17 protein-coding genes are annotated in these 22,789 nt (G+C 46.9%); 8 read left to right on the forward strand and 9 right to left on the reverse strand.

Features of this window, described 5'->3' with window-relative positions; genetic code table 11:
• Window position 1 precedes the first annotated feature (1 nt).
• Complete coding sequence (locus tag AC2T0J_RS06800) at window positions 2-1,453, reverse strand: TrkH family potassium uptake protein (protein ID WP_489809385.1); 1,452 nt, start codon at window positions 1,451-1,453, stop codon at window positions 2-4.
• A gap of 89 nt (window positions 1,454-1,542) precedes the next feature.
• A complete protein-coding gene (elbB, locus tag AC2T0J_RS06805; RefSeq protein WP_489809386.1) occupies window positions 1,543-2,199 on the reverse strand; it encodes an isoprenoid biosynthesis glyoxalase ElbB in 657 nt (218 codons plus the stop codon).
• Between the two features lie 394 nt (window positions 2,200-2,593).
• Here elbB and polA point away from each other — a divergent pair, with 394 nt between their 5' ends.
• Window positions 2,594-5,362, forward strand: a complete 2,769-nt coding sequence (polA, locus tag AC2T0J_RS06810) for a DNA polymerase I (protein WP_489809387.1) — start codon at window positions 2,594-2,596, stop codon at window positions 5,360-5,362.
• 443 nt (window positions 5,363-5,805) lie between these two features.
• On the opposite strand, the gene yihA is transcribed toward polA, so the two are convergent.
• Window positions 5,806-6,438: a ribosome biogenesis GTP-binding protein YihA/YsxC gene (gene yihA, locus AC2T0J_RS06815; protein WP_489809388.1), complete on the reverse strand. Its 633-nt coding sequence runs from the start codon at window positions 6,436-6,438 to the stop codon at window positions 5,806-5,808.
• 171 nt (window positions 6,439-6,609) lie between these two features.
• On the opposite strand from yihA, the gene AC2T0J_RS06820 reads away from it, so the two are divergent.
• The 4 genes from AC2T0J_RS06820 (at window position 6,610) to AC2T0J_RS06835 (ending at window position 9,237) form a co-directional block, all read left to right on the forward strand.
• The gene (locus tag AC2T0J_RS06820; RefSeq protein WP_489809389.1) at window positions 6,610-7,233 is read left to right on the forward strand and encodes a c-type cytochrome; all 624 of its coding nucleotides are present in this window, start codon (window positions 6,610-6,612) and stop codon (window positions 7,231-7,233) included.
• Between the two features lie 335 nt (window positions 7,234-7,568).
• Window positions 7,569-8,204, forward strand: coding sequence for a class I SAM-dependent methyltransferase (locus AC2T0J_RS06825; protein WP_489809390.1), 636 nt, complete (start codon window positions 7,569-7,571; stop codon window positions 8,202-8,204).
• Window positions 8,205-8,266: 62 nt separating this feature from the next.
• Window positions 8,267-8,755, forward strand: coding sequence for a Der GTPase-activating protein YihI (gene yihI, locus AC2T0J_RS06830; RefSeq protein WP_489809391.1), 489 nt, complete (start codon window positions 8,267-8,269; stop codon window positions 8,753-8,755).
• A gap of 2 nt (window positions 8,756-8,757) precedes the next feature.
• On the forward strand, window positions 8,758-9,237 hold the full coding sequence (locus AC2T0J_RS06835) for a DUF2489 domain-containing protein (protein WP_489809392.1): 480 nt from the start codon (window positions 8,758-8,760) through the stop codon (window positions 9,235-9,237).
• Here AC2T0J_RS06835 and AC2T0J_RS06840 read toward each other — a convergent pair.
• Entirely contained in the window at window positions 9,201-9,788 is a 588-nt protein-coding gene (locus AC2T0J_RS06840; RefSeq protein WP_489809393.1) for a DNA-3-methyladenine glycosylase I, read from the reverse strand. The genes AC2T0J_RS06835 and AC2T0J_RS06840 overlap by 37 nt on opposite strands.
• A gap of 186 nt (window positions 9,789-9,974) precedes the next feature.
• Here AC2T0J_RS06840 and glyQ point away from each other — a divergent pair, with 186 nt between their 5' ends.
• The 3 genes from glyQ to AC2T0J_RS06855 all read left to right on the forward strand — a co-directional run bounded on the left by glyQ (window position 9,975) and on the right by AC2T0J_RS06855 (window position 13,455).
• On the forward strand, window positions 9,975-10,880 hold the full coding sequence (gene glyQ, locus AC2T0J_RS06845; protein WP_489809394.1) for a glycine--tRNA ligase subunit alpha: 906 nt from the start codon (window positions 9,975-9,977) through the stop codon (window positions 10,878-10,880).
• A gap of 3 nt (window positions 10,881-10,883) precedes the next feature.
• The gene (gene glyS / locus AC2T0J_RS06850) at window positions 10,884-12,953 is read left to right on the forward strand and encodes a glycine--tRNA ligase subunit beta (RefSeq protein ID WP_489809395.1); all 2,070 of its coding nucleotides are present in this window, start codon (window positions 10,884-10,886) and stop codon (window positions 12,951-12,953) included.
• 64 nt (window positions 12,954-13,017) lie between these two features.
• Window positions 13,018-13,455: an early set domain-containing protein gene (locus AC2T0J_RS06855; protein WP_489809396.1), complete on the forward strand. Its 438-nt coding sequence runs from the start codon at window positions 13,018-13,020 to the stop codon at window positions 13,453-13,455.
• Window positions 13,456-13,536: 81 nt separating this feature from the next.
• Here AC2T0J_RS06855 and AC2T0J_RS06860 read toward each other — a convergent pair whose 3' ends face one another.
• From AC2T0J_RS06860 to dnaA, 5 genes are all read right to left on the reverse strand, one after another.
• A complete protein-coding gene (locus AC2T0J_RS06860; protein WP_489809397.1) occupies window positions 13,537-16,215 on the reverse strand; it encodes a M14 family metallopeptidase in 2,679 nt (892 codons plus the stop codon).
• A gap of 163 nt (window positions 16,216-16,378) precedes the next feature.
• On the reverse strand, window positions 16,379-18,799 hold the full coding sequence (gene gyrB, locus AC2T0J_RS06865) for a DNA topoisomerase (ATP-hydrolyzing) subunit B (RefSeq protein ID WP_489809398.1): 2,421 nt from the start codon (window positions 18,797-18,799) through the stop codon (window positions 16,379-16,381).
• A gap of 6 nt (window positions 18,800-18,805) precedes the next feature.
• Window positions 18,806-19,897 carry a DNA replication/repair protein RecF gene (gene recF, locus AC2T0J_RS06870; RefSeq protein WP_489809399.1) on the reverse strand — a complete coding sequence of 364 codons (1,092 nt, stop codon included), beginning with the start codon at window positions 19,895-19,897 and terminating at the stop codon, window positions 18,806-18,808.
• 122 nt (window positions 19,898-20,019) lie between these two features.
• The gene (gene dnaN, locus AC2T0J_RS06875; RefSeq protein ID WP_489809400.1) at window positions 20,020-21,123 is read right to left on the reverse strand and encodes a DNA polymerase III subunit beta; all 1,104 of its coding nucleotides are present in this window, start codon (window positions 21,121-21,123) and stop codon (window positions 20,020-20,022) included.
• 31 nt (window positions 21,124-21,154) lie between these two features.
• Window positions 21,155-22,675 (reverse strand): chromosomal replication initiator protein DnaA, encoded by a 1,521-nt coding sequence (gene dnaA, locus AC2T0J_RS06880; protein WP_489809401.1) that lies wholly within the window; start codon window positions 22,673-22,675, stop codon window positions 21,155-21,157.
• Window positions 22,676-22,789 lie beyond the last annotated feature (114 nt).

Genomic DNA, 22,789 nt, shown 5'->3' on the forward strand with positions numbered 1-22,789 from the left:
GCTAACCCCGCCAGAAAGTTGGCGAGAATAGTACCAGTAAGGAGAAGACTTCCAGTCGACCAAACAGCATGGCGGTAACCAGTAACCACTTACCGCCATCGCTGACATCGGCAAACGTACCGGCAACGGTACCAAGACCCGGTCCAAGGTTATTCAACGTGGCAGCCGTGGCAGTAAATGCGGTAATGTTGTCCAGCCCGGTAGCAATAAGACCTATCATAATGACGACAAAGACAATGGCATAGGCAGAGAAAAAGCCCCAAACGGCTTCTACTACCCGGTCTGGCATCGCCCGTTCACCCAACTTAACTGAGTAAACGGCTTTAGGATGGATCAGTCGGTCTATTTCGCGCTTGCCTTGCAGAAATAGCAAATACACCCGAATAACTTTTAAGCCACCGCCGGTAGAACCTGCGCAGCCTCCAATGAAGCTGGAAAAAATCAGCAGAATAGGCAGAAATGACGGCCAGTTGGCAAAGTCGGTGGTAGCGAACCCTGCGGTAGTACTGATCGACACGGCCTGGATAACAGCCTGATCCAGGGCTTCTTCAGCATCGCTAAAGTGATTATGAAAGACCAGCACTATAAAGCACACGCTGATCAATGCCGCCTGAATAAACAGGAAGGCTTTTAATTCCGGATCCTGCCAGTAGCCTTTCAGAGAGCGACCACTGGCTGCAGCATAGTGCAGTGAAAAGTTAAATGCTGCGATGATCAAAAAGATAGCACAAATGGCGTTAACCACAGGACTATCAAAATAACCGAGGCTGGCATCGTGGGTAGAAAACCCGCCAATGGCTATGGTCGAGAACGAATGGCATATGGCATCAAACCAGTTCATCCCGGCAAACCAGTAAGCCAGGGTACATGCGCTGGTCAACGATAAATAGATGTACCAGAGATGTTTAGCCGTATCGGCGATCCGCGGAGTCATTTTAGAGTCTTTCACCGGCCCTGGTGTTTCGGCCCGGTATAGTTGCATTCCCCCCACGCCAAGGATTGGCAGGATAGCCACCGCTAGTACGATGATCCCCATACCACCCAGCCACTGCAACTGCTGCCGGTAAAATTGAACGGAATGGGGCAGAAAATCAATCCCTTCGATCACCGTTGCACCAGTGGTGGTTAAACCCGAAAACGACTCAAAAAACGCATCGGTTACGGTCATAGAAGGTTGTTCAAGAAGAATGAACGGAATAGCACCAAAACTGGCCAGTACCGACCAGAATAACACCACAATCAGAAAGCCTTCGCGGGCCCTTAAGTCCTGGCGATGCATGCGATTGGGATACCAAAACGCGCAACCGGTAAGGATACACAGTATAAAAGCCAGGAAGAATGGCAAACCACTACCGTCTTCGTAAATCAGAGAAACGATCGCTGGTGGAATCATGGTGACTGAGAACAGTGCAACCAGTAACCCTAAAATACGAATGATAGCGCGATAATGCATTATAGTATGTTGGCTATTTTTTATGTTATTGAATTGATGCAGCCCTCACTATATAGCGAAAGCCGCACACAACCAAGAGACTCTTCAGTTTACGACTGTATGGCAAACACGGCCTGCACCATCTTATCAAGCCCTTCCCCTACTTCCAGCAGGTTCTGGCCAAGCATATAGGCAGGCGTTGTTACCAGTTTAGCTTCACTATCGATAATGACATCGGTCACTGCACAGTTTTGATGTTTAATACCAAATTGCTCCAGTGCTTCTGCGGTACCAGCATCGTTGCCAATGGTCAGGTTTACACTGTTACCATACACTTTTGCTGCCAGCGCAGGTGCAATACAGGCATATGCAGCCGGTTTACCGGCATCAGCAAAGGCTTTACAAACTGTCAGTACATCGGCGTCAAACTCACAATCAGCGCCATCTACCGCGAAAGTACACAGGTTTTTAGCTGCGCCAAAGCCCCCCGGTAAAATTAACAAATCAAAGTCGTCAACGTTGCACTCTGTTACAGCCTTAACCTCGCCTCGGGTTATCCGCGCGGCCTCCACCAGTACGTTACGCGACTCTCCCTCTGCAACTTCACCCGTCAGGTGATTAATAACGTGCAACTGCGGCTTGTCCGGAGCAAAACACTGGTAACTGCCACCGTGTTTAAGAATACTCTGCAGAGTTAACACGGACTCATGGATTTCGGCGCCGTCGTAAACGCCACACCCACTCAGAATTACTGCTACTTTTTTCATGATCTTGTCTCCATACTGTGTCCTTTCTGGCTTATGCAATTTCATTTTATGAATTGCCATTAACCATTAAAAATTTTATCAACCAAAACTAGGATTTCTACTGGTATATGCTAAATTATCCTTTGTACCAGCGCCTGAGCAAATAATAGACAGCTGGGTTATCCACAATAATATATGGAAATAATAAAGCAGGATAGAGTCTGCAAAACTTTTATTTTTCCCTTACTTTTCATAAAGATCTGCTACCAAAATCGTAGCGATCGGATCGTGCCCTTTTTACGTTGATCACATTAGATCACAAAGTTATCCACAATCACATGGATCGCAATAGTAGCCATTGCCAAAGGTGTATGGCATGCTTCGCCACAGACCATAGCAAGAGAAGATTTTAATCATGTCATCCCCTTCAAAGCCCCCGTTTATCCTCGTCGATGGGTCGTCATACCTGTTCAGAGCTTTTCATGGATTGCCACCACTAACCAATACCAAAGGTCAGGACACCGGCGCGATCTATGGCGTGATCAATATGCTCAAAAGCTTGATCAAACAGTACAGCCCAACGCATATTGGCGTGGTATTTGATGCCAAGGGAAAAACCTTTCGGGATGATATCTATCCGGAGTACAAGGCCAACCGCCCGCCCATGCCGGATGAACTCCGCTCGCAAATAGCACCGTTGCACGAGATTATTAAGGCCATGGGCTTGCCGCTGATTATCGAGGACGGTGTAGAAGCCGACGACGTAATCGGTACCCTCGCCCGCCAGGCCAGCGAACTAGGTATAGATACGCTTATCAGCACCGGCGATAAGGACATGGCTCAGTTAGTGAATGAGCATGTAACGTTAATCAATACCATGAACAACCAACTGATGGACGTTCAGGGTGTGCAGGATAAATTTGGAATCCCGCCAGAACTGGTCATCGACTTCCTCGCACTTAAAGGGGATAAAGTCGATAACATTCCTGGTGTACCGGGTGTTGGAGACAAGAGCGCCCAGGGACTGTTAAACGGTATTGGTGGCATCGAAACCATTTACCAAAATCTCGACAAAATTGCCGAACTGGATTTTCGCGGCGCGAAAACACTGGGTAAGAAAATGGCGGAGTTTGAAGAACAGGCCCGTTTATCCTACAAACTGGCAACCATCGATGTAGACCTTAACCTAGACTATTCGCCACAAACTCTTACGCCTGAGCAGGCTGATAACGACAAGCTGGCCAACTTATACAGCGAATATGAATTTAAGCGCTGGTACACCGAAGTAACCAGTAGCCAGGCTACACCAGCGTCAACAGATTCAGGCATCACAAGTACCGATAACGACGAAGAAGCTGCCGATACTGATATTGAAACAAACTATACAACGATTCTCGACGAAGCTACGTTCAACCAGTGGTTTGAAAAAATTCAACAGGCCGATATTGTTGCGTTTGATACAGAAACGACCAGCCTGGACTATATGGAAGCCGAGCTGGTGGGGATGTCCTTTTGTATGGAGCCCGGAGTTGCGGCGTATCTGCCGGTTGCACATGATTATCCGGATGCGCCTGAACAGCTTTCAAGAGACTGGGTACTTAAGCAGCTAAAACCCTGGCTGGAGGATGTCTCCCGGATAAAGGTAGGGCAGCATCTGAAGTACGACAAAAATGTGCTCGCTAATTACGACATTACCCTTGATGGCATTGGTTTCGATACGATGCTGGAATCTTATGTACTCAACAGCACCGGTAGTCGCCACGATATGGATACCCTGGCGCAAAATTACCTGAACCACCGCACCGTTCACTATGAGGAAATCGCTGGTAAAGGTGCTAAACAGCTCACCTTTAATCAGATCGATCTGGAACAAGCCGCCTTTTACGCAGCAGAAGACGCCGACATCACCTTGCGTTTACACCAGGTGCTGTGGCCAAAAGTAGCGGCCGAAGACACACTGAAAAAGATCCTGCAGGAAATTGAAGTACCACTGGCCTCTATTCTGGCCCGTATGGAGCAACAAGGTGTGCTCATCGACAGTCAGCAATTAAGTCAGCAAAGTCAGCAGCTGGCCACGCGGATCATGGAACTCGAAAAAGAAGTGCATGAGATGGCCGGCGAGTCGTTTAATTTAGGTTCAACCAAACAACTGCAACATATTCTGTTTGAGAAGATGGAGCTGCCGGTGGTTAAAAAAACCCCCAAAGGCGCACCGTCAACCTCAGAAGAAGTGTTACAGGAACTGGCTCTGGACTACCCCCTGCCGGCACTGATTATGGAATACCGCGGCCTGACCAAGCTTAAAAACACTTACACGGATAAACTACCGAAGATGATCAATCATCGAACCGGCCGTGTGCATACGTCTTATCATCAGGCCGTCACCGCTACCGGCCGGCTATCTTCAACGGATCCAAATTTACAGAATATTCCTATTCGCAACGAAGAAGGCCGTCGGGTTCGTAAAGCCTTTATTGCCCGCGAGGGTTACAAGATTGTCGCAGCCGACTACTCGCAAATCGAGTTGCGGATTATGGCGCATTTATCCGGCGATAAAGGACTTGTCGACGCCTTTGCCCACGGCAAGGATATACACCGGGCAACGGCCTCTGAGGTATTCAATGTTACTGAGGATGAAGTCACCGATAACCAGCGCCGCAGCGCCAAAGCAATAAACTTTGGTTTGATCTATGGAATGTCTGCTTTTGGTCTGGCTAAACAGTTACACGTTGGCCGTCAGGAAGCTCAGGAATATATGGATCTGTATTTCAAGCGTTACCCCGGCGTGCTGGATTACATGGATCGCACCCGCGAATTTGCGAAAGAACATGGTTATGTCGAAACCGTATTTGGCCGCCGACTGTATTTGCCAGAAATCAAGTCGAGCAACGGTGCGCGCCGCAAAGGCGCTGAACGAGCGGCGATTAACGCGCCCATGCAAGGTACGGCCGCTGACGTAATAAAAATGGCCATGATCCAGGTTGACGATTGGATCCGCAGCAACAGCAGCGATGACGTGGTCATGATCATGCAGGTACACGATGAACTGGTATTCGAAATTAAACAGGACACCCTGGATGCCAACGTTGCAACGATTGTTGAACTGATGGAACAGGCGGCAACGCTGTCGGTGCCACTGAAAGTTGAAGCCGGAAATGGCGAAAACTGGGAAGAAGCACACTAAAAAAGTAATTAGATTTCAAAAAAAACGTAACAATTGCCGAATATTACGGCAATACGGCGGTCATATAAGTAATAAAATTACATTTTTGACTTGCCGTTTTCGTTCAGCTTAGGTAGTCTTACCACTGTAGGGTACAGAGGTGAGAAATCATTTTTCAAACCTTTGATTTGAGCTCCGGTGTTTACCGGAGCTTTTTTTATGTCTGGAATAAATTTGCAGAAGGGCTGGTTCAGGCTGTCCAAAATGCGTTTCCACTATACACCCGAAGCACATCTTTCAAAGCTTAAGATACTGATAAATAATAAAAATAAAATTAATTTAAAAATAAATGAATTATTTCTGAACTTTCGGGGTGATTGCGTACTCTTATAATCGGTTTTTTTATGTGTTTTCTCTCAGTCCTTAGCCCCATTCTATGAATGGGGTTATTTTTTTGGACGCTACTAATCAGCGCTCCCCTTATCATCCGCCGATTCTTCTCTGATCAAACCGAACCATTGATTCAGTATCGCTTCAAATTCTGGCAAACCGTGTTTATTTAAAGCCGAAAAAGTCTGTACTGTTACGTCACCACAAAACGCCAGAGCGGCCTCCCTGGCCATCAGTAATTGCGCTTTGCGTTTACCCGATTTTAATTTATCGGCTTTAGTTAACAACGCCAGTACCGGGATACCTGCATCCACTGCCCAGTGGATCAGATCCTGGTCGAGGTCCTTATAAGGATGACGAATATCCATCAATACAACCAGGCCTTTCAGGCTTTTGCGCCGTTGTAAGTACTCACCTAGGGAGCGCTGCCATTTCTCTTTCATGGCCAACGGTACTTTGGCATAACCGTATCCGGGCAAATCCACCAGTCGTTTATCGGCTTCCAGCTCAAACACGTTAATAAGTTGAGTGCGTCCTGGGGTTTTACTGGTTCTGGCAAGGTTCTTTTGCCGGGTCAGTGTATTTAAAGCACTGGACTTACCGGCATTCGACCGTCCGGCGAAGGCGACCTCAATACCGCTATCATCTTTAAGGTGCTTAATGTCGGGAGCGCTGGTAAAAAATTTTGCTTTGCTGTAATAACTCATGGGGTACTCATAATGTCAGAACGTCTGCTACATTAGTCGTAGTTCAATATTAAACCGATGTTATTCCATAGTTTTAGCATGGAATAGGTTTTTCTGACGCGTTAAATGTGTAAAATACGCATGATATCACGTATATCACATCAGCCGTTGGATCCTTGTAAGAGAAAAATTATGAAAAAACTGTGTTTGTTGGTTTGTTTAACCCTTGGGTTTACCACTTCTGTTACTGCCGAAGGAGACCCTGAAGCTGGTAAAGCAAAATCAGCTGTCTGTGCTGCCTGTCACGGACCTGATGGTAACAGTATGATCGACATGAACCCTAAGATTGCCGGTCAGCACCAAAACTATCTGGTAAAACAATTAACCGAATTCCGCTTGGCCTCTTCTACCGGTGGCAAAGAAGGTCGTAATAATGCCGTGATGAACGGTATGGCAGCCCCGCTGAGCGATCAGGATATTGCGGACCTTACCGCTTACTTCTCAAGCCAGGAGGCTACGCCGGGCTCTACCCCTGAAAACTTTGTTGAGCCGGGTGAAGCGTTGTATCGCGGTGGAGATGCTGAACGTGGTGTAACGGCTTGTATTGCCTGTCACGGCCCAAATGGTAACGGCATGCAATTAGCAGGTTTCCCTGATATCAGCGGTCAGCATGCAGCGTATACGACTGCCCAGTTAAAAGCCTTCCGCGCCGGCGAGCGTCATAATGATATGAACGGTATGATGCGTGACGTAGCCTCTAAACTGACAGACGAAGACATCGAAATCCTGGCTAATTATATTGCCGGTTTACACTAAAATTTACCGTACTGACCAAAGCTTACACGTCATTGTTAATAAAATGTAACACTTGGTGTTGTATTTTATTACAGTTAGTGTAAGCTAGTTTGCGTCGTGAAACCTGTTGTGAAACAGCCCGACGATAACAACAAAAATAAAAAGTCAGTCCACGGATGAATTTATAAAGTGTCAGGAAGACCCAGAACAAAAATGCTCTGTGAAAAAGAACAATAAGGGGAGCACTGCAGGAAAGCCAGCCGCACAGAGAAGTGCACTAACGGGAGAGGTGTCATCTGACACTCAATTAACAAGGTGATGGTGTGATACCATCACCTTTTTTATTGCACTAAATCATGTTTAATTGCCCACTTTGCCAGTCTGAACAATACGTTCAGTTTCATCAGGATAAAAAACGAACCTACCTGCGCTGCAATCAGTGTCTGTTGGTGTTTGTCGATCCGCAATACTTACCTACCACAGAACAGGAACTGGCTGAGTACCGCCTGCATCAGAATAGCCTCGAGGATGACGGTTATCTTCGTTACCTTAATCGTTTGGTTACCTGTATTACACCGCACCTGAATACAGACTCAAAGGTGTTAGATTACGGTTCAGGCCCGGTCCCGGCACTTGCGCATTTGCTCAACAAGGCAGGCTTTAACGCAGATTGCTTTGACCCCTTTTTCGGCCCCAAGGAAATACCCCGCCCGAGCTATGACTTGATCACGGCAACGGAATCTATCGAACATTTCCATACGCCAGCAACAGAATGGCGGCAGTGGATGACGCTACTCGCACCACAGGGCTGGCTTGCCATCATGACCAAGCGGGTGCTAAGCGCCGAAAAGTTTGCCAGCTGGCATTACAAAAATGATCCCACTCATGTCAGCTTTTTTTCTGTTGAAACCTTTTCCTGGCTGGCCCGCGAGTATCAGTTAAATGTGATCTTTGAGGACCGCGACATTGTATTGATGCAGAAGCTCGCGTAATAACGCGTTATAATGGTAGCTATTAAACACTGTATCAGAGCGCAGGAGCTCGACTAAACACTATGGCAAAAAAGAGAAAATCCAGAAAGGTAGGTTTGATTGGCGTTCGTAAGAACCCTGATCATGTTAATACCAAGTCTTCTGAACGGCCTAAAAAGCACAAAGGCAAAGCCCCCGGTAGCCGGCATAATGTTGAACAGAAAAAGGCGGAAAAAACCGCTTCCCATACCAACAAGGACCCGCGCTTAGGGAGTAAGAAACCGGTACCACTGATAAAATCAGTACCGGCAAAGATTGAAAAGCGAAAGTTCGCCACCCCGGCTGAAGAATTAGCAGCCATTGAGGCCGATGATCGTCTGGCCAGCTTGCTGGATAAACTGGACGACGGCGAGAAGATAACCAAAGAGCAACAACACTATGTCGATACCACCATGGCTCGCCATAAAGTGTTATGTGATCTGATGGGTATCAATGATGACGAAGAAGCGGAAGACGAAATCGACAACTTAGATGCACTCGATGCATTGAAACTGGACGACTACGAGAAATAACTATGCTTTGGATAATTCTGGTTAGCATTGGCCTGCTGATCATTGCTGCTCTGGGTGTTTACGCCGGCAAGCTGGTTTTTCAGTTGCAGCAGCAAAACGCTCGCCAAAAGGATGCCCGGGAAAAGCGCCTGGTAGTGATGTTTGAAAGCATTCACACCATTGCCAGAGCGATGCAGCAGCAACAGTGCAATGTATCGGAAGGTACTATTCGTATTTGTCGGTTACTCAGGGCGCTCCCGGAAGAAGCTCGCGATTACGCCGGTGATTATCCGGCAATTCATACACTGTTTACAGAAGTCAGCGGCTTCGCCATCTTAGAAGACCGTAAGGCGTTATCTAAACAGCAGCGGTTCAATGAAGATAAAGCCCGTGAAGCTATCGAAGAGCAACACGAAACGCCGGTCCTGAAGGAGCTGCCGGCTGTTATTGCCTACTGCGAAGAGCGCTACCCGCAATTGGCTAATTCCCGCACGCTTTCGTAACAGTGACAGTCTGTGGTGTGGTCGTTGACCATGCCCACAGCCTGCATAAACGCATAGCAGATCGTTTCCCCGACAAATTTAAAGCCTGCCTTTTTCAGGGCCTTCGCCATCGCCTTCGACTCCGCAGTACTGGTAGGCGCATCCCGATAATCCTGCCAATGGTTAACCACGGTTTTATGGTTGGTGAATTGCCAGATAAAGTCACTGAATGTCATGTTTTCGGTAAGTGCCAGATAGGCCCTGGCATTGGTAATAATGGCAGTGATTTTCGCCCGGCTGCGAATAATTTCTGGATTTTGCAGCAGCCGCTCTACGTCCTGTTCGGTCATGGCGGCAATTTTTACCGGGTCGAACTGATGAAAGGCTGCTTCGAATCCCGCCTGTTTCTTTAAAATCGTAATCCAGCTTAATCCGGCCTGCTGACCATCCAGACACAATTTCGCAAACAGTTGTTGGGAGTTATATTCCGGCCGCCCCCACACCTCATCATGGTATTGCTGATAAATTGGGTCGTCCGAAACCCAGCCACACCGAATAACACTTTCACTCATTTTTATCTCCTGTGATGGTTGCTGCCCACAATACACCTCGCTGAACAATGTCGATTTTGTTGGAATAAACCAGACTTTTTAGTCAACAAGCGGGTAATTAAGCCGCCCAAGGCCTACATTCATGGCCCTACAAAATGTATACTAACCCACTTCTTTAAGTCATCAGTCAGTTATAGTCGTTAATGTATGCACAAGTACGATATTAAAACATTTCAGGGCTTGATCCTTGCCTTACAGGATTACTGGGCCAGACAAGGTTGTGTGATTATTCAACCACTGGATATGGAAGTTGGAGCAGGTACCTTTCATCCTATGACGTTCCTGCGTTCATTGGGCCCCGAGCCTATTAGCAGTGCTTACGTACAACCAAGCCGACGCCCTACTGACGGTCGCTATGGTGAAAACCCTAACCGTCTGCAGCATTATTACCAGTTCCAGGTCATGTTAAAGCCCTCACCGGACAACTTCCAGGAGCTGTACTTGGGCTCATTGAAGGAGCTTGGTTTCGACCCGCTGGTGCACGACATACGCTTTGTAGAAGATAACTGGGAATCACCCACTCTGGGCGCCTGGGGTCTTGGCTGGGAAATCTGGCTAAACGGTATGGAAGTCACCCAGTTTACCTACTTCCAGCAAGTAGGTGGCCTTGAATGTAAACCCGTTACCGGTGAGATCACTTATGGTCTTGAGCGTTTGGCCATGTATATCCAGGGCGTTGATAGTATTTACGATCTGATCTGGACTGACGGCCCGATGGGTAAAGTCACTTATGGCGATGTGTTCCACCAGAATGAAGTGGAACAATCGACCTATAACTTTGAATATGCCAATGTAGATGTGATGTTCAGAACCTTTGATGAATGTGAATCTGCCTGCCAAATGCTGATCGAAAAGAATCTGCCGTTGCCAGCTTATGAACAGGTAATGAAAGCATCCCATGCATTTAACCTGCTGGATGCCCGCCACGCGATATCTGTTACGGAGAGACAACGTTACATCTTACGCGTTAGAACCCTTGCCAAAGCCGTTGCACAAGCTTATTACAATGCCCGTGAAGAGCTTGGTTTCCCGCTGTGTAAGAAGGAGCAGTAAAAGGTGCGCACCGATAATTTATTAGTTGAACTGGGTACCGAAGAGCTACCCCCGAAAGCCCTTATCCAACTGGGCTCAAGCTTTGCCGATAACATCAAAGATGCGTTAAGTGCAGCAGAGCTGAGTTACAGCAATGTGCAGTGGTTTGCGGCGCCGCGTCGTTTAGCGGTGTACATTACGAGTCTGGCAGAATCGCAGCAGGATAAAGTGGTAGAAAAGCGCGGCCCTGCCGTCTCAGCAGCCTTTGATGCAGACGGCAACCCTACCAAAGCGGCCATGGGCTGGGCTCGGGGTAATGGTATCAATGTTGAGGATGCCGACCGTCTGATTACCGATAAAGGCGAATGGCTACTGTATAAGGCCGAAGTAAAAGGCCAGAAGATTAGTGAACTGCTTGAAGACATCGTCAGTCAGGCGATTGCCAAACTGCCCATCCCTAAACCGATGAAATGGGGCGATTACACCACCCAGTTTATTCGCCCGGTACACACGTTGTGCGCGCTTTATGGTGATGAACTGATTGACATCGCAACCTTGGGATTAAGCAGTGCCAGAACTATTCAGGGCCACCGTTTCCACGGTGAGAAAACCTTTGAACTGGATCATGCCGACAATTACCAAAGCGCCCTGAAAGCACATTATGTCGTGGCAGATTTCGCTAGTCGCGCCTCCAGCATTGCTGAATCTCTGAATGCCAAGGCCGACAAGCTTGGCCTGGTTGCCGATTACGATGAAAGTTTGTTAAACGAAATCGCCGCATTAGTGGAGTGGCCGGTAGTATTGCAGGCCAGCTTCGATGAAGCCTTCCTGGATGTGCCTAAAGAAGCACTGATTTACACCATGAAAGGCGACCAGAAATACGTGCCTTTGCTGAACAAAGACGGTTCTTTATCCAATAAATTTCTTTTCGTTACCAATATTGAAAGCCATGATCCTATTCAGGTTATACAGGGTAACGAGAAAGTTATTCGCCCTCGCCTGGCCGATGCTGAGTTTTTCTTTAATACCGACAAAAAGCAATCTTTGGCGTCACGTTTAGCTTCACTTGAGTCCGTTCTGTTCCAGAAGCAATTAGGTACTTTGAAAGAGAAATCTGATCGGATTTCAGCATTATCTGGCTACATTGCCGATATCATTGGTGCAGACAACGCTCATGCCACGCGCGCAGGCTTGTTGTCTAAAACTGACCTGATGACTGATATGGTCATGGAGTTCCCGGATGTTCAGGGTGTCATGGGTAAGTACTATGCCCTGCATGACGGTGAACCCGCTCCGGTCGCTAATGCATTGTACGAGCAGTACTTGCCACGTTTCGCGGGCGATGTGCTACCGGAAGCGCCAGAAAGCGCAGCTGTTGCACTGGCCGACAAGTTCGATACCCTAGTCGGTATCTTCGGTATTGGCCAGTTACCGAAAGGCGATAAAGATCCCTTTGCATTGCGTCGTGCAGCCATTGGTGTGTTGCGGATTATAACCGAGAAATCATTACTGATTGATCTGCAGGATGTGGTTGCCAAGGCTGCAGATATATATGGCGATAAGCTAACCAACAAAGACGTGACCAAACAAGTAGTCGATTTCGTATTGGGCCGCTTTAATGCCTTGCTGCATGATCAGGATATAGAAACCGATGTGATTCAGGCCGTATCTGCTCGCCGTCCTACGCAGCCAACCGATTTCCTGGCCCGGATCAATGCAGTGGCAGACTTTAAGCAAGACGAAGCAGCTGAGGCGCTGGCAGCGGCTAACAAGCGTGTTGCGAATATTCTTGCCAAAAATAACGTTGAAGGCGACCAGAAAGTCGATGAGGCATTGCTCTCAGAAGACGCAGAAGTCACCCTGTATAACGATATCAAGGCAATTCAGGACAGTATTCACAGCCATGCGGCTAACCGGGAGTACACCGACGTACTCGCTCAGCTGGCGACGTTACGCCCCAGTATCGATGCCTTCTTTGATAACGTGATGGTTATGGCTGATGACCCGGCAGTAAAAACAAACCGTCTGGCATTGCTGTTATTGTTGCGTAGTCTGTTTATCACCACCGCAGATATTTCGTTATTAGCGAAGTAACGATAAAGTACATTAAAGGGCACCTGGCGTGCCCTTTTTTATTTCCAATAATTTGGAGTCAATCATGCAAAAACGTTGGTTAGCTCTGCCATTATCCCTGTTGATGACGGCCTGTACACAAACCGGTCAGTACCCTGTATTTCAGGAAAAGCAGCCAGAAATTGTATTTTCCGATTGGTATTTACGCGGCGTATTTAACTGGTGGGAAGCCAAGCCGGCTTATCAGTTGCAGCGAGGTAGTAATGGCTATTACGTGGATGTTGAACTGATCGCCGATGAACAGCCTTACGACTTTAAGTTTTCCAATACCAACTGGACGACCAGTCAGACCTGTGGCGCCAGTTATAAAGGACTGGCGATTGCCCTCAAACAATCCATGTCGCTGACCTGTGGTGCAGAAGCCGCTAACATGCGCTTCACGCCACCTCGTACGGCAACCTATCGATTCACGGTAAAAGGTAGCCCGAATACCAGTTTAATGCTGAATATCACTGCCCTTTAAGCTGCAAATAGATATAAAAAACGGCGACTCAAAGTTAATTTGATGTCGCCGTTTTTTCTTAAGGCTTACTATTAGAATTCGTTACCGCAATGGATAAGCATGTGCTGAGGCACGGAATATGGTGTTCATCAACATCACATTTAAACCGTCAAGATAAGCTCTGACTGTCGGCTCCTGGGTATAGGCGATTACCATGCCACGACCCATAGGTTGGTGGATCAGGAAAGGTTTATAAGCGCTCTGTGTCTTAAAATCATTCCAGATATAGCCACTGGCTACCACCTCATCCGGCCCTTTAAACCACGCCACGTTTTTGCCGGATTCAAGTTTGATAGGGCTGTAGATATCATTACCGGTGACCATAGCAACCACTTCAGGGTTAACGCCTGCGGTGAGCCAGTGCTCCTGATCAACGTCTACCCGAGTAAGAATGCCAGCCACATAATCCGGTAATTCTTGTTTGTTTTCTATAGCGTTAAGGAAACCGGTGCGGTTTTCAATGGTGGTGCCATCTACCACGTCACCATCAGCCTGGGCGGTCACATCATCCCCTTTTAAGGCAAATTCTCGCTTCACATCGAGTAGCCCAACGCTCTCGCTGGCAGCCCACTGAGTTGCATTAGCGATGGTAATTAATACCCCGCCTTTATTTACCCAGTCTTTCAGATTGTCAGCACCGTCTTTGCCCAGATGTCTGGCATAGTTGCCGGAAGGTAAAATGATAACCTGATAGTCACTCAGGTTAGCCCTGCTCATGTTACCGGCACGGATAGCCGTTACCGGGTAGTTAAACTGCCTCTCAATTACAAAACGCAGACTACCTGCACTTAATGAGCTGGTGGGTTCATCCCAGGCCATGGCAATTTTTGGCGCGCTCATGCCTACAGTGTTTTCACTGCCAAAACTTGGCCCCTCAACTACCCAGCTGGTATCCACGCCCACTACCTTTGCGCCGGTTTGATTAGCAATCTGGGTTATTTGCGCAGCGAGGTTTTTATCATTTTTTGCAATTTCAACGATAAGCGTACCGGCGGGATAACTGCCCGACTCCATTTTAAAGGCCTGGTCCGCACTTTTAATAGTAATCCCTGCACGCAGTGCCGCCGTTAAGAACCGCCCTGCTGACATATCCCCCCACGGAACCAGATAGGCAACCTTGGCATTGGCGTTTATCAGCTCCGCCTTCAATGGCAAATTGGCACTGATCATCTGGCCTTTTACCTTAACTGCATCGTCGCAGCTATTAGTCTCCACGTTGAACATCAGGGGTAACGACCAGCCAGTGACATCATAAATTTGGTCGCGTAGTTTATTGGCCCGACGTCGCTCCTGTTCAGCCACGAAGGTTTTATCCATATCTACCTGTTGGGTAAAGGTTGTCTTGGCAAACAGTCCTCGTGGTTGTGCGGTATCAATTACGAATGCGCCAGGCTTATAACGCTCACCGCACGCCTTGAAGCTCTCAGAGGCCTGTTTCACCTCTACACCATGCTCAGCCATTAATGTGGCTAAACGATGTGTTGCAGCCCTGTCTCTGACGTTTGGTAAGATAAAGGTTCGTTCATCATCGTCCTTGCCTGCCTCAATAGCTTTTTGCTGATACAGGTAAAAGTCAGAGAGGATTTTTTCGCGATGTTCTGCCGTCGTTTCAGCCGTCGCCATCGATGCAACAAAATGGCGCTGCACCGTGTCGCGGTACTGTAATATACTGCCATCCAGTTTTTCGAATTGCTCACCCCGGGCTGACGCTACTTCATAAGTCGCCGCTGAAGCACCATAGAAAGTTGGCCAACTGTCACCATAGCCAGGATAAAAAGCATCAAATACTTCTCGGGTGTAATAACTAAAACCAAATTGGTCGAAGTATTTGGCGTTGTTTTTTCCGATGGTAACGTTGTTGTCTAACTGCTCTGTTTGCATATGCGGATTAATGGGTTGCGCAGCCGGCACGAAGAAGTAGCTCGAGTCGCCGCCCATTTCATGTAGATCGATGACCACGGTGGGCTTGTATTTGTTGATAACTCGAATTCGCGCTTTGGTTTCTGGCTGAGTAATTGCCAGCCAGTCACGGTTCATGTCGAACAGATAGTGATTAGAGCGTCCCCGCGGCCAGGGTTCATTGTGCTCAGCGCTCAGGCGGTCGGTACTGTGCTCCATCCCTACCGTTGCATAATACTGATTGATAAACCGCATACGGCCATCAGGATTTTGCATCGGGTCGATAAACACCAGGGTATTATCGAGGATCTTTTTCACCATTGGTTGATTGGTGGCGGCCAATAAGTGGTAAGCCGTTACCATTGACGCGTCTGTACTGGAAATTTCATTGCCGTGAACCCCATGTTCGAGCCACACCGACGATGGCAAAGAAGCAATTAATTTTTCGGCTTCGCTTACTGAGGTGGCTCTCGGATCGGCCAGACGATTCATTTTTTCGGCGAATTCGTCAAGATTAGTCAGGTTTTGTTTGGACCCGATCACCGCATAAACTAATTTTCGTCCTTCCCAGGTTTCGCCGAATTCTACTACCTTGATATTGTCAGGCGCGGCTTGCTGTAACGCATAATAGTATTTTAATGTATCAGCATGGCTGGTAATACGCTCACCCAATTCATAGCCGAGTATTTGGTGACTCGTGGGGATACTGGTTTTGTATTGTGCAGAGGGCCACATTTCAAAGGTATTGTCCTGCGCCAGAATCGGCGAAGTAAAACCCAGTGAAGCAGTAAAAACTGCTGCAAGTAACAGTCGTTTATTCATTATTATCAATTCCGCAGTCGCGCTGTATGGTTAGATGTTCAATGTAGCTTTGTTTGTTCCAGGTGTCATGATCATCAATCATGAATAGCTGCCTGTTATCGAAAAGGCATAAAAAAACCCGGCAGCTATAGCCGGGTTTTTACCTTCATAGAAGTAGCAATAGCTATACGTCGAGGTTTTCCACGTTCAGAGCGTTCGCTTCAATAAATGCACGTCGTGGTTCAACCTGATCACCCATTAAGGTTGTGAACAACTGATCACAGGCAATGGCATCCTCGATGGTGACCTGTAACATGCGACGACTTGCAGGATCCATGGTAGTTTCCCAAAGCTGCTCCGGGTTCATTTCACCCAAACCTTTATAGCGCTGGATATATTGCCCGCGTTTTGCCTCAGCCATTAACCATTCCAGTGCATCCACAAAGTAGGTTACCGGCTCTTTGCGTTCGTTACGCTTAATATAGGCACCCTCTTCCATCATGCCGTTGATGGCCTCATTAAGGCCTTTAATACGTTGATATTCTGCTGATTCGATAAAGTCCCTGCCAAGGTTATACTCGTAGTCGATACCGTGCATACGCATAATGATAGCAATGTAGTATTCGCTACGCTCTGCGTCATGTTTAATTTCGTACTTGTATAACGCGCCATCGGTTTCCTGTGTTTCCAGCGCGCTGGTAAACTCAGTCGCAAAAGCGGCTAATGCCTCTTTATTGATCAGATCGTCGGTAGACAGTGTTTTGGTATAAATGAGTTTGTACCACAAGCTCACAGGCATTACCCGATACATGCGGGCAATCATTTTCTCTACGCCCTGGTATTGTTGTACCAGGTTTTCCAGCGCTACACCTTTGATAGGCAGCGCATCTTCACTGGTATATAACTCAGCACCGTCCATTGCAATAGAAGTGAGGTGTTTGGTCAGGGAATCATCGTCTTTCAGGTATTGTTCCTGCTTGCCTTTTTTCACTTTATACAGCGGTGGCTGAGCAATATAAACATAACCGCGCTCGATGATTTCAGGCATCTGACGGTAGAAGAAGGTCAGCAGCAAGGTACGGATATGTGAGCCATCCACGTCCGCATCGGTCATGATGATAATGCTGTGGTAGCGCAATTTTTCCGGGTCATATTCGTCACGGCCGATACCACAGCCCAGTGCGGTAATTAAGGTAGCGACTTCCTGAGAAGACAGCATCTTGTCAAAACGCGCTTTCTCAACGTTTAGAATTTTCCCTTTCAATGGCAGGATTGCCTGGTTTTTACGGTTACGACCCTGCTTGGCCGAACCGCCTGCAGAGTCACCCTCCACTATATAGAGTTCACTGAGAGCCGGATCTTTTTCCTGACAGTCTGCCAGTTTACCCGGTAGACCGGCCAGGTCTAACGCGCCTTTACGACGAGTCATTTCGCGGGCTTTACGAGCCGCTTCCCGAGCTCGTGCAGCGTCAATTATCTTGCTGGCGATGATTTTACTTTCGGCTGGATTTTCCAATAAGTACTCAGCTAGTTTTTCGTTCATAGCAGACTCTACCGCCGGCCGAACTTCAGAAGACACCAATTTATCTTTGGTCTGAGACGAGAACTTTGGATCAGGTACTTTAACAGAAACTACAGCAGTCAGACCCTCGCGAGCGTCATCGCCACTGGTGGACGTTTTCGCTTTCTTGTTTAAGCCTTCTTTTTCCATGTAGTTGTTCAGGGTACGGGTTAACGCACCACGGAAACCGGCTAAGTGTGTACCACCATCGCGCTGAGGAATGTTATTGGTAAAGCAATAGATATTTTCCTGGAAGCCATCGTTCCATTGCATAGACACTTCAACAGAGATGCCATCTTCTCTTTCGCTGGAGAAGTGAAATACTTTTTGATGGATAGGTGTTTTGTTGCGATTCAGATATTCAACGAATGCCTGAATTCCCCCTTCGTAATGGAAATGGTCTTCTTTACCGTCGCGTTCGTCTTTCAGTTTAATTGATACACCTGAGTTAAGGAATGACAGCTCGCGTAAACGTTTGGCCAGAATTTCGTAGTGAAATTCTACGTTCGTGAAGGTATCAGTGCTTGGCCAGAAACGCACTGCAGTACCTGTACTTTCTGTATCGCCGATCACTGCCAATGGTTGTTGTGGTACACCGTGTTGATACTCTTGTTCGTGAGTTTTGCCTGCGCGGCGGATTGTCAGCTTTAACTTTCTGGACAATGCGTTTACTACTGAAACACCGACACCGTGTAAACCACCTGACACTTTATAAGAGTTATCGTCAAACTTACCGCCTGCGTGAAGTACTGTCATAATTACTTCAGCCGCAGATACGCCCTCTTCGGGGTGTAGTTCTGTTGGGATACCACGGCCATTATCAGAAACTGAAACAGAGCCATCGGTATGAATTTGTACTTTGATTTCGGAACAGTGTCCTGCTAACGCTTCGTCAATGGAGTTATCTACAACCTCGAACACCATGTGATGTAGACCTGTTCCATCATCGGTATCACCAATGTACATGCCGGGACGCTTCCGTACTGCATCCAATCCTTTCAGAACTTTAATACTGGAAGAATCATAATTGTGCTGTTCTGACATTCAGTTTTACTCCTCGTTCACGTTGCAATGTTCCACGTGAAACAATTTTTTGTCTTTATATTTATTCACAAATTCAAGTTGTTCTTGTTCTATGGCAGTAACAAAAACTTGGGTCTGTGTTTCTATTAACCCATCGATGAACCGTTCTCTTTTTTCTGCATCCAGTTCGGCACCAATATCATCGAGCAAAAATATACTGTGCCTGTTGGTTTCCAGCGTAAATAGCTTTGTTTGAGCTAGCTGTAATGCAGCAACTGCCATTCTTAACTGTCCGCGTGATAGCACTTCCTGGGCCTGGGTTTTATTCACCCTAAAGCGTAAATCCGCTTTATGTGGACCAACAGAGGTGTATCCCACTTTTCTATCGTAAGGCAGCTTTTTATGTAAAGCCTGCGATAAATCGCTGTCTTTGTCCCAGCCCCTATAATACGAAATTTCGACGGAAAACTCAGGTAGAAATTGCATACAAGTACTTTCGAATACAGAAATTAATCTATTGACGTATTCGCCGCGTAATGCATTTATACGCTCCCCTAACACGATAATCTGTTGATCCCAATATCCCGTATCATTTTGGGCGGATTGTCCATTATAGTCCTTTAACAGCGCATTGCGATGCTTAAGTACCTTTCCATAGTTTTTTATCAGTTCTGAATAGGATTGTTCCACGTGGAACAATCCCCAGTCGCAAAATCGTCTTCTTTCAGAAGGCGAACCAATCACTAAATCGGTACTCTGAGGCGTAAACAATTGGATAGGAAGAAGACTCACCAAATCACTGAGGCGCTTAAAATGCTCGCCGTTCACACTGCATTTGAACTGCTCTGAATTTCCCCGTGACAGACCAATCTTAAATTGTTTACCGTCGTCATTCTGGCAACTAGCAAAGATAGTGAAAGCATCGTTATCATGCTTGATAACAGATTGGTGTTTAGACGTTCTGAATGAACGGCCGTATCCCAGATAATGAAGTGCTTCCAGTAACGACGATTTGCCACTTCCGTTTCTACCGGTAATGATACTCAGCGATGGCGACGGGCTGAATTGCACAGACTCGAAGTTTCTAAACTTTGTGAGCTGCAGCTTATCCAAAATCATAAAACAATACTTATGCTCTGAGTGAAGAAAAACCGGGGATTAAATACAACAAAGCCGAATATCGAGATTCGGCAATGTATTCAAAGATTACAAGTTACGTAAATGATGGACTCAACGTGCACCTACAGGCGCATGGGCATAATAACGTATAGAGCCGCACCATCATCAGCGTCTTCTATAAGGGCGCTGGAGTTGGCATCCATAAGATTAATCTTAACGTTGTTCGAACCGATAGCGTTCAGCACATCGATTAAGTAAGCGACGTTAAAACCTATCTCGAGCGAATCGCCCTGATAATCGATATCAACTATTTCCTCGGCTTCTTCCTGCTCCGGGTTGTTGGCAGTAATTTTTAATTCGCCGGAAGAGATATTTAAACGAACACCGCGGAACTTTTCATTAGACAAAATAGCAGCACGCGAAAACGCATCTTTCAAGACATCTTTACTGGCCAGAATAATCTTGTCGCCGTCTTTAGGTAGTACGCGACGATAATCAGGAAAACGACCATCAACCAGCTTACTGGTAAAAATAAATTCAGAGGAGAACATACGAATGTGATTTGCGCCAATCTGAATCTTTAACAACTTGTCATCGTCTTCAATCAGACGAGAAATCTCCAGCACACCTTTACGTGGAATGATAACCTGGCGAGCTGGCAAGGTAGCCGCTGTATAATCAAGCCGACAAAGCGCTAAACGGTGCCCATCGGTAGCCACTGTTCTAACCAGATTTTCTTCGGTTTCAAGAGACATACCGTTGAGATAATAGCGTACGTCCTGCTGTGCCATTGAGAAATGCACACTGTCGATTAAGCGTTTAAGATTAGCACCGGACACTTCAAACTCAACTTCGCCTTCCCAGTCTTCGAGATTAGGGTAATCACTAGCTGATAACGTTGAGAGTGTATAGCGGCCGCGACCGGCTCGGATAACCGCTTTATTGCCATCGAGTGAGAAATTGATTTCTGTACCATCAGACAGACCACGACAAATATCAAATAACTTTTTGGCGGGTACAGTGATCTCACCCTCGGCAAAGTCACCTTCCAGTTGTGTACTGGAAATTAACTCTACCTCTAAATCTGTACCCGTTAACCAAAGTGCGCCTTCACTAACTTTTATTAAAACGTTAGATAAAATTGGCAGGGTGTGGCGTCTCTCTACTGCCCCGGATACTAGTTGTAATGGTTGTAAAAAGTTTTCCCGGCTGATGGTAAAGTTCATCGAATTCTTTTCTCACCTGTGTTGGTTTCTGTTAAGAAGACAGTGTTCTTATCAAGTTCTTATAGTCTTCTTTTATATCATGACTTTCTTCTTTAAGCTGCTCTATTTTGCGGCAGGCATGCAACACCGTGGTGTGGTCTCTGCCACCAAACAGATTACCCAACTCGGGCAAGCTATGATTCGTCAATTCCTTAGATAACGCCATGGCAACTTGTCTTGGTCTGGCAACACTTCGGCTGCGACGTTTTGACAGAATATCAGATACCTTTATTTTATAATAATCCGCGACCGTTTTTTGAATATTATCTACCGTAACCAACTTTTCCTGTAACGCGAGAAGATCTCTTAACGCCTCGCGCACAAAATCAATGGTAATGGGTCTGCCGGTAAAGTTTGCATTGGCAATAACACGGTTTAATGCACCTTCCAGTTCACGAACATTTGACCGTAGACGTTTGGCAATAAAGAAAGCAACCTCGTTAGGCAGCTGGATATTATTCTCAGCGGCTTTACGCATCAGAATCGCCACCCGAGTTTCAAGCTCCGGAGGTTCGATTGCAATGGTCAGTCCCCAACCAAAGCGCGATTTAAGGCGATCCTCTACCCCGTCAATTTCCTTGGGGTAACGGTCGGAGGTAAGAATGATTTGTTGATTACCTTCCAACAACGCATTAAACGTATGGAAAAACTCTTCCTGGGAACGCTCTTTGTTTGCAAAGAACTGAATGTCATCGATAAGTAACGCATCCACTGAACGATAGAAACGCTTGAAGTCCTCAATGGCATTATTTTGTAGCGCTTTAACCATATCCTGAACAAAACGCTCAGAGTGCATATAAATGATTTTGGCATCCTGCTTAGTATTCAGAATGCCATTACCTACTGCATGTAGTAAGTGAGTTTTACCTAAACCGGTACCACCATAAATAAACAGCGGGTTATAGGATCCACCGGGATTGTTCGCCACCTGGCTCGCTGCCGCTCTGGCCAGTTGGTTAGACTTACCTTCGACAAAGTTGTCGAACTGGTAGTTGGGATTGATGTTGCTTTTATGACTCACCCCTTCCGGGATAGGAATGACCTTATTCATAGTCTTGCCAGCCGGTCCGGGTGGATTAACCCTGGCACCTACCGGCGTTGGGGCCGGCGGTCTTTGCATTGCCGCACTATTGTCATTTGTAAAAGCGTTGGTTTGTTGAGGAGGCTGGCTATAATTACCAGACGCAGGAATCGACGATCCCCGCACCGATCCTCGATTCAGATCGCTGTCGACAGCATTTGGCGACGGATTAGACGCAACCGGTGCAGCGCGACGCTGAACCACCTCGAAACGTAGCTGTGGCGGCTGTTGGCCGCCACTAAACTCAACAAATAACTGGTTGATCTTATCCCGGTATTTTTCGCGAACCCAATCCAGAATAAACCTATTCGGAGCATAAAGCGTAACAGCATCCTGATTTTGTTCTGATGTCAGTGGTCTTATCCACATAACAAACTGCTGTGTAGGGAGTTCCTGACGCAAACGCTCCAGGCACTGATTCCATAAAGACATATTATTATTATGCTCCGTTCAGGCTGTAGGCCTTATTTTTATTGTTATTATCGTTATTTAATGTTGTGTATAAAGGCTGCAGGTCGCATCGACTAACAAACAAGTGAATTGTGA

The organism is Alteromonas sp. ISO5 (assembly GCF_058105165.1).

Coding starts and splice junctions, on each gene's coding strand:
- AC2T0J_RS06840 (WP_489809393.1), bottom strand. CDS start 9,788: ATGAGTGAAAGTGTTATTCGGTGTGGCTGGGTTTCGGACGACCCAATT.
- yihI (WP_489809391.1), top strand. CDS start 8,267: ATGGCAAAAAAGAGAAAATCCAGAAAGGTAGGTTTGATTGGCGTTCGT.
- dnaA (WP_489809401.1), bottom strand. CDS start 22,675: ATGTCTTTATGGAATCAGTGCCTGGAGCGTTTGCGTCAGGAACTCCCT.
- AC2T0J_RS06860 (WP_489809397.1), bottom strand. CDS start 16,215: ATGAATAAACGACTGTTACTTGCAGCAGTTTTTACTGCTTCACTGGGT.
- AC2T0J_RS06835 (WP_489809392.1), top strand. CDS start 8,758: ATGCTTTGGATAATTCTGGTTAGCATTGGCCTGCTGATCATTGCTGCT.
- AC2T0J_RS06855 (WP_489809396.1), top strand. CDS start 13,018: ATGCAAAAACGTTGGTTAGCTCTGCCATTATCCCTGTTGATGACGGCC.
- yihA (WP_489809388.1), bottom strand. CDS start 6,438: ATGAGTTATTACAGCAAAGCAAAATTTTTTACCAGCGCTCCCGACATT.
- recF (WP_489809399.1), bottom strand. CDS start 19,897: ATGATTTTGGATAAGCTGCAGCTCACAAAGTTTAGAAACTTCGAGTCT.
- AC2T0J_RS06800 (WP_489809385.1), bottom strand. CDS start 1,453: ATGCATTATCGCGCTATCATTCGTATTTTAGGGTTACTGGTTGCACTG.
- elbB (WP_489809386.1), bottom strand. CDS start 2,199: ATGAAAAAAGTAGCAGTAATTCTGAGTGGGTGTGGCGTTTACGACGGC.
- AC2T0J_RS06825 (WP_489809390.1), top strand. CDS start 7,569: ATGTTTAATTGCCCACTTTGCCAGTCTGAACAATACGTTCAGTTTCAT.
- AC2T0J_RS06820 (WP_489809389.1), top strand. CDS start 6,610: ATGAAAAAACTGTGTTTGTTGGTTTGTTTAACCCTTGGGTTTACCACT.
- glyQ (WP_489809394.1), top strand. CDS start 9,975: ATGCACAAGTACGATATTAAAACATTTCAGGGCTTGATCCTTGCCTTA.
- dnaN (WP_489809400.1), bottom strand. CDS start 21,123: ATGAACTTTACCATCAGCCGGGAAAACTTTTTACAACCATTACAACTA.
- polA (WP_489809387.1), top strand. CDS start 2,594: ATGTCATCCCCTTCAAAGCCCCCGTTTATCCTCGTCGATGGGTCGTCA.
- gyrB (WP_489809398.1), bottom strand. CDS start 18,799: ATGTCAGAACAGCACAATTATGATTCTTCCAGTATTAAAGTTCTGAAA.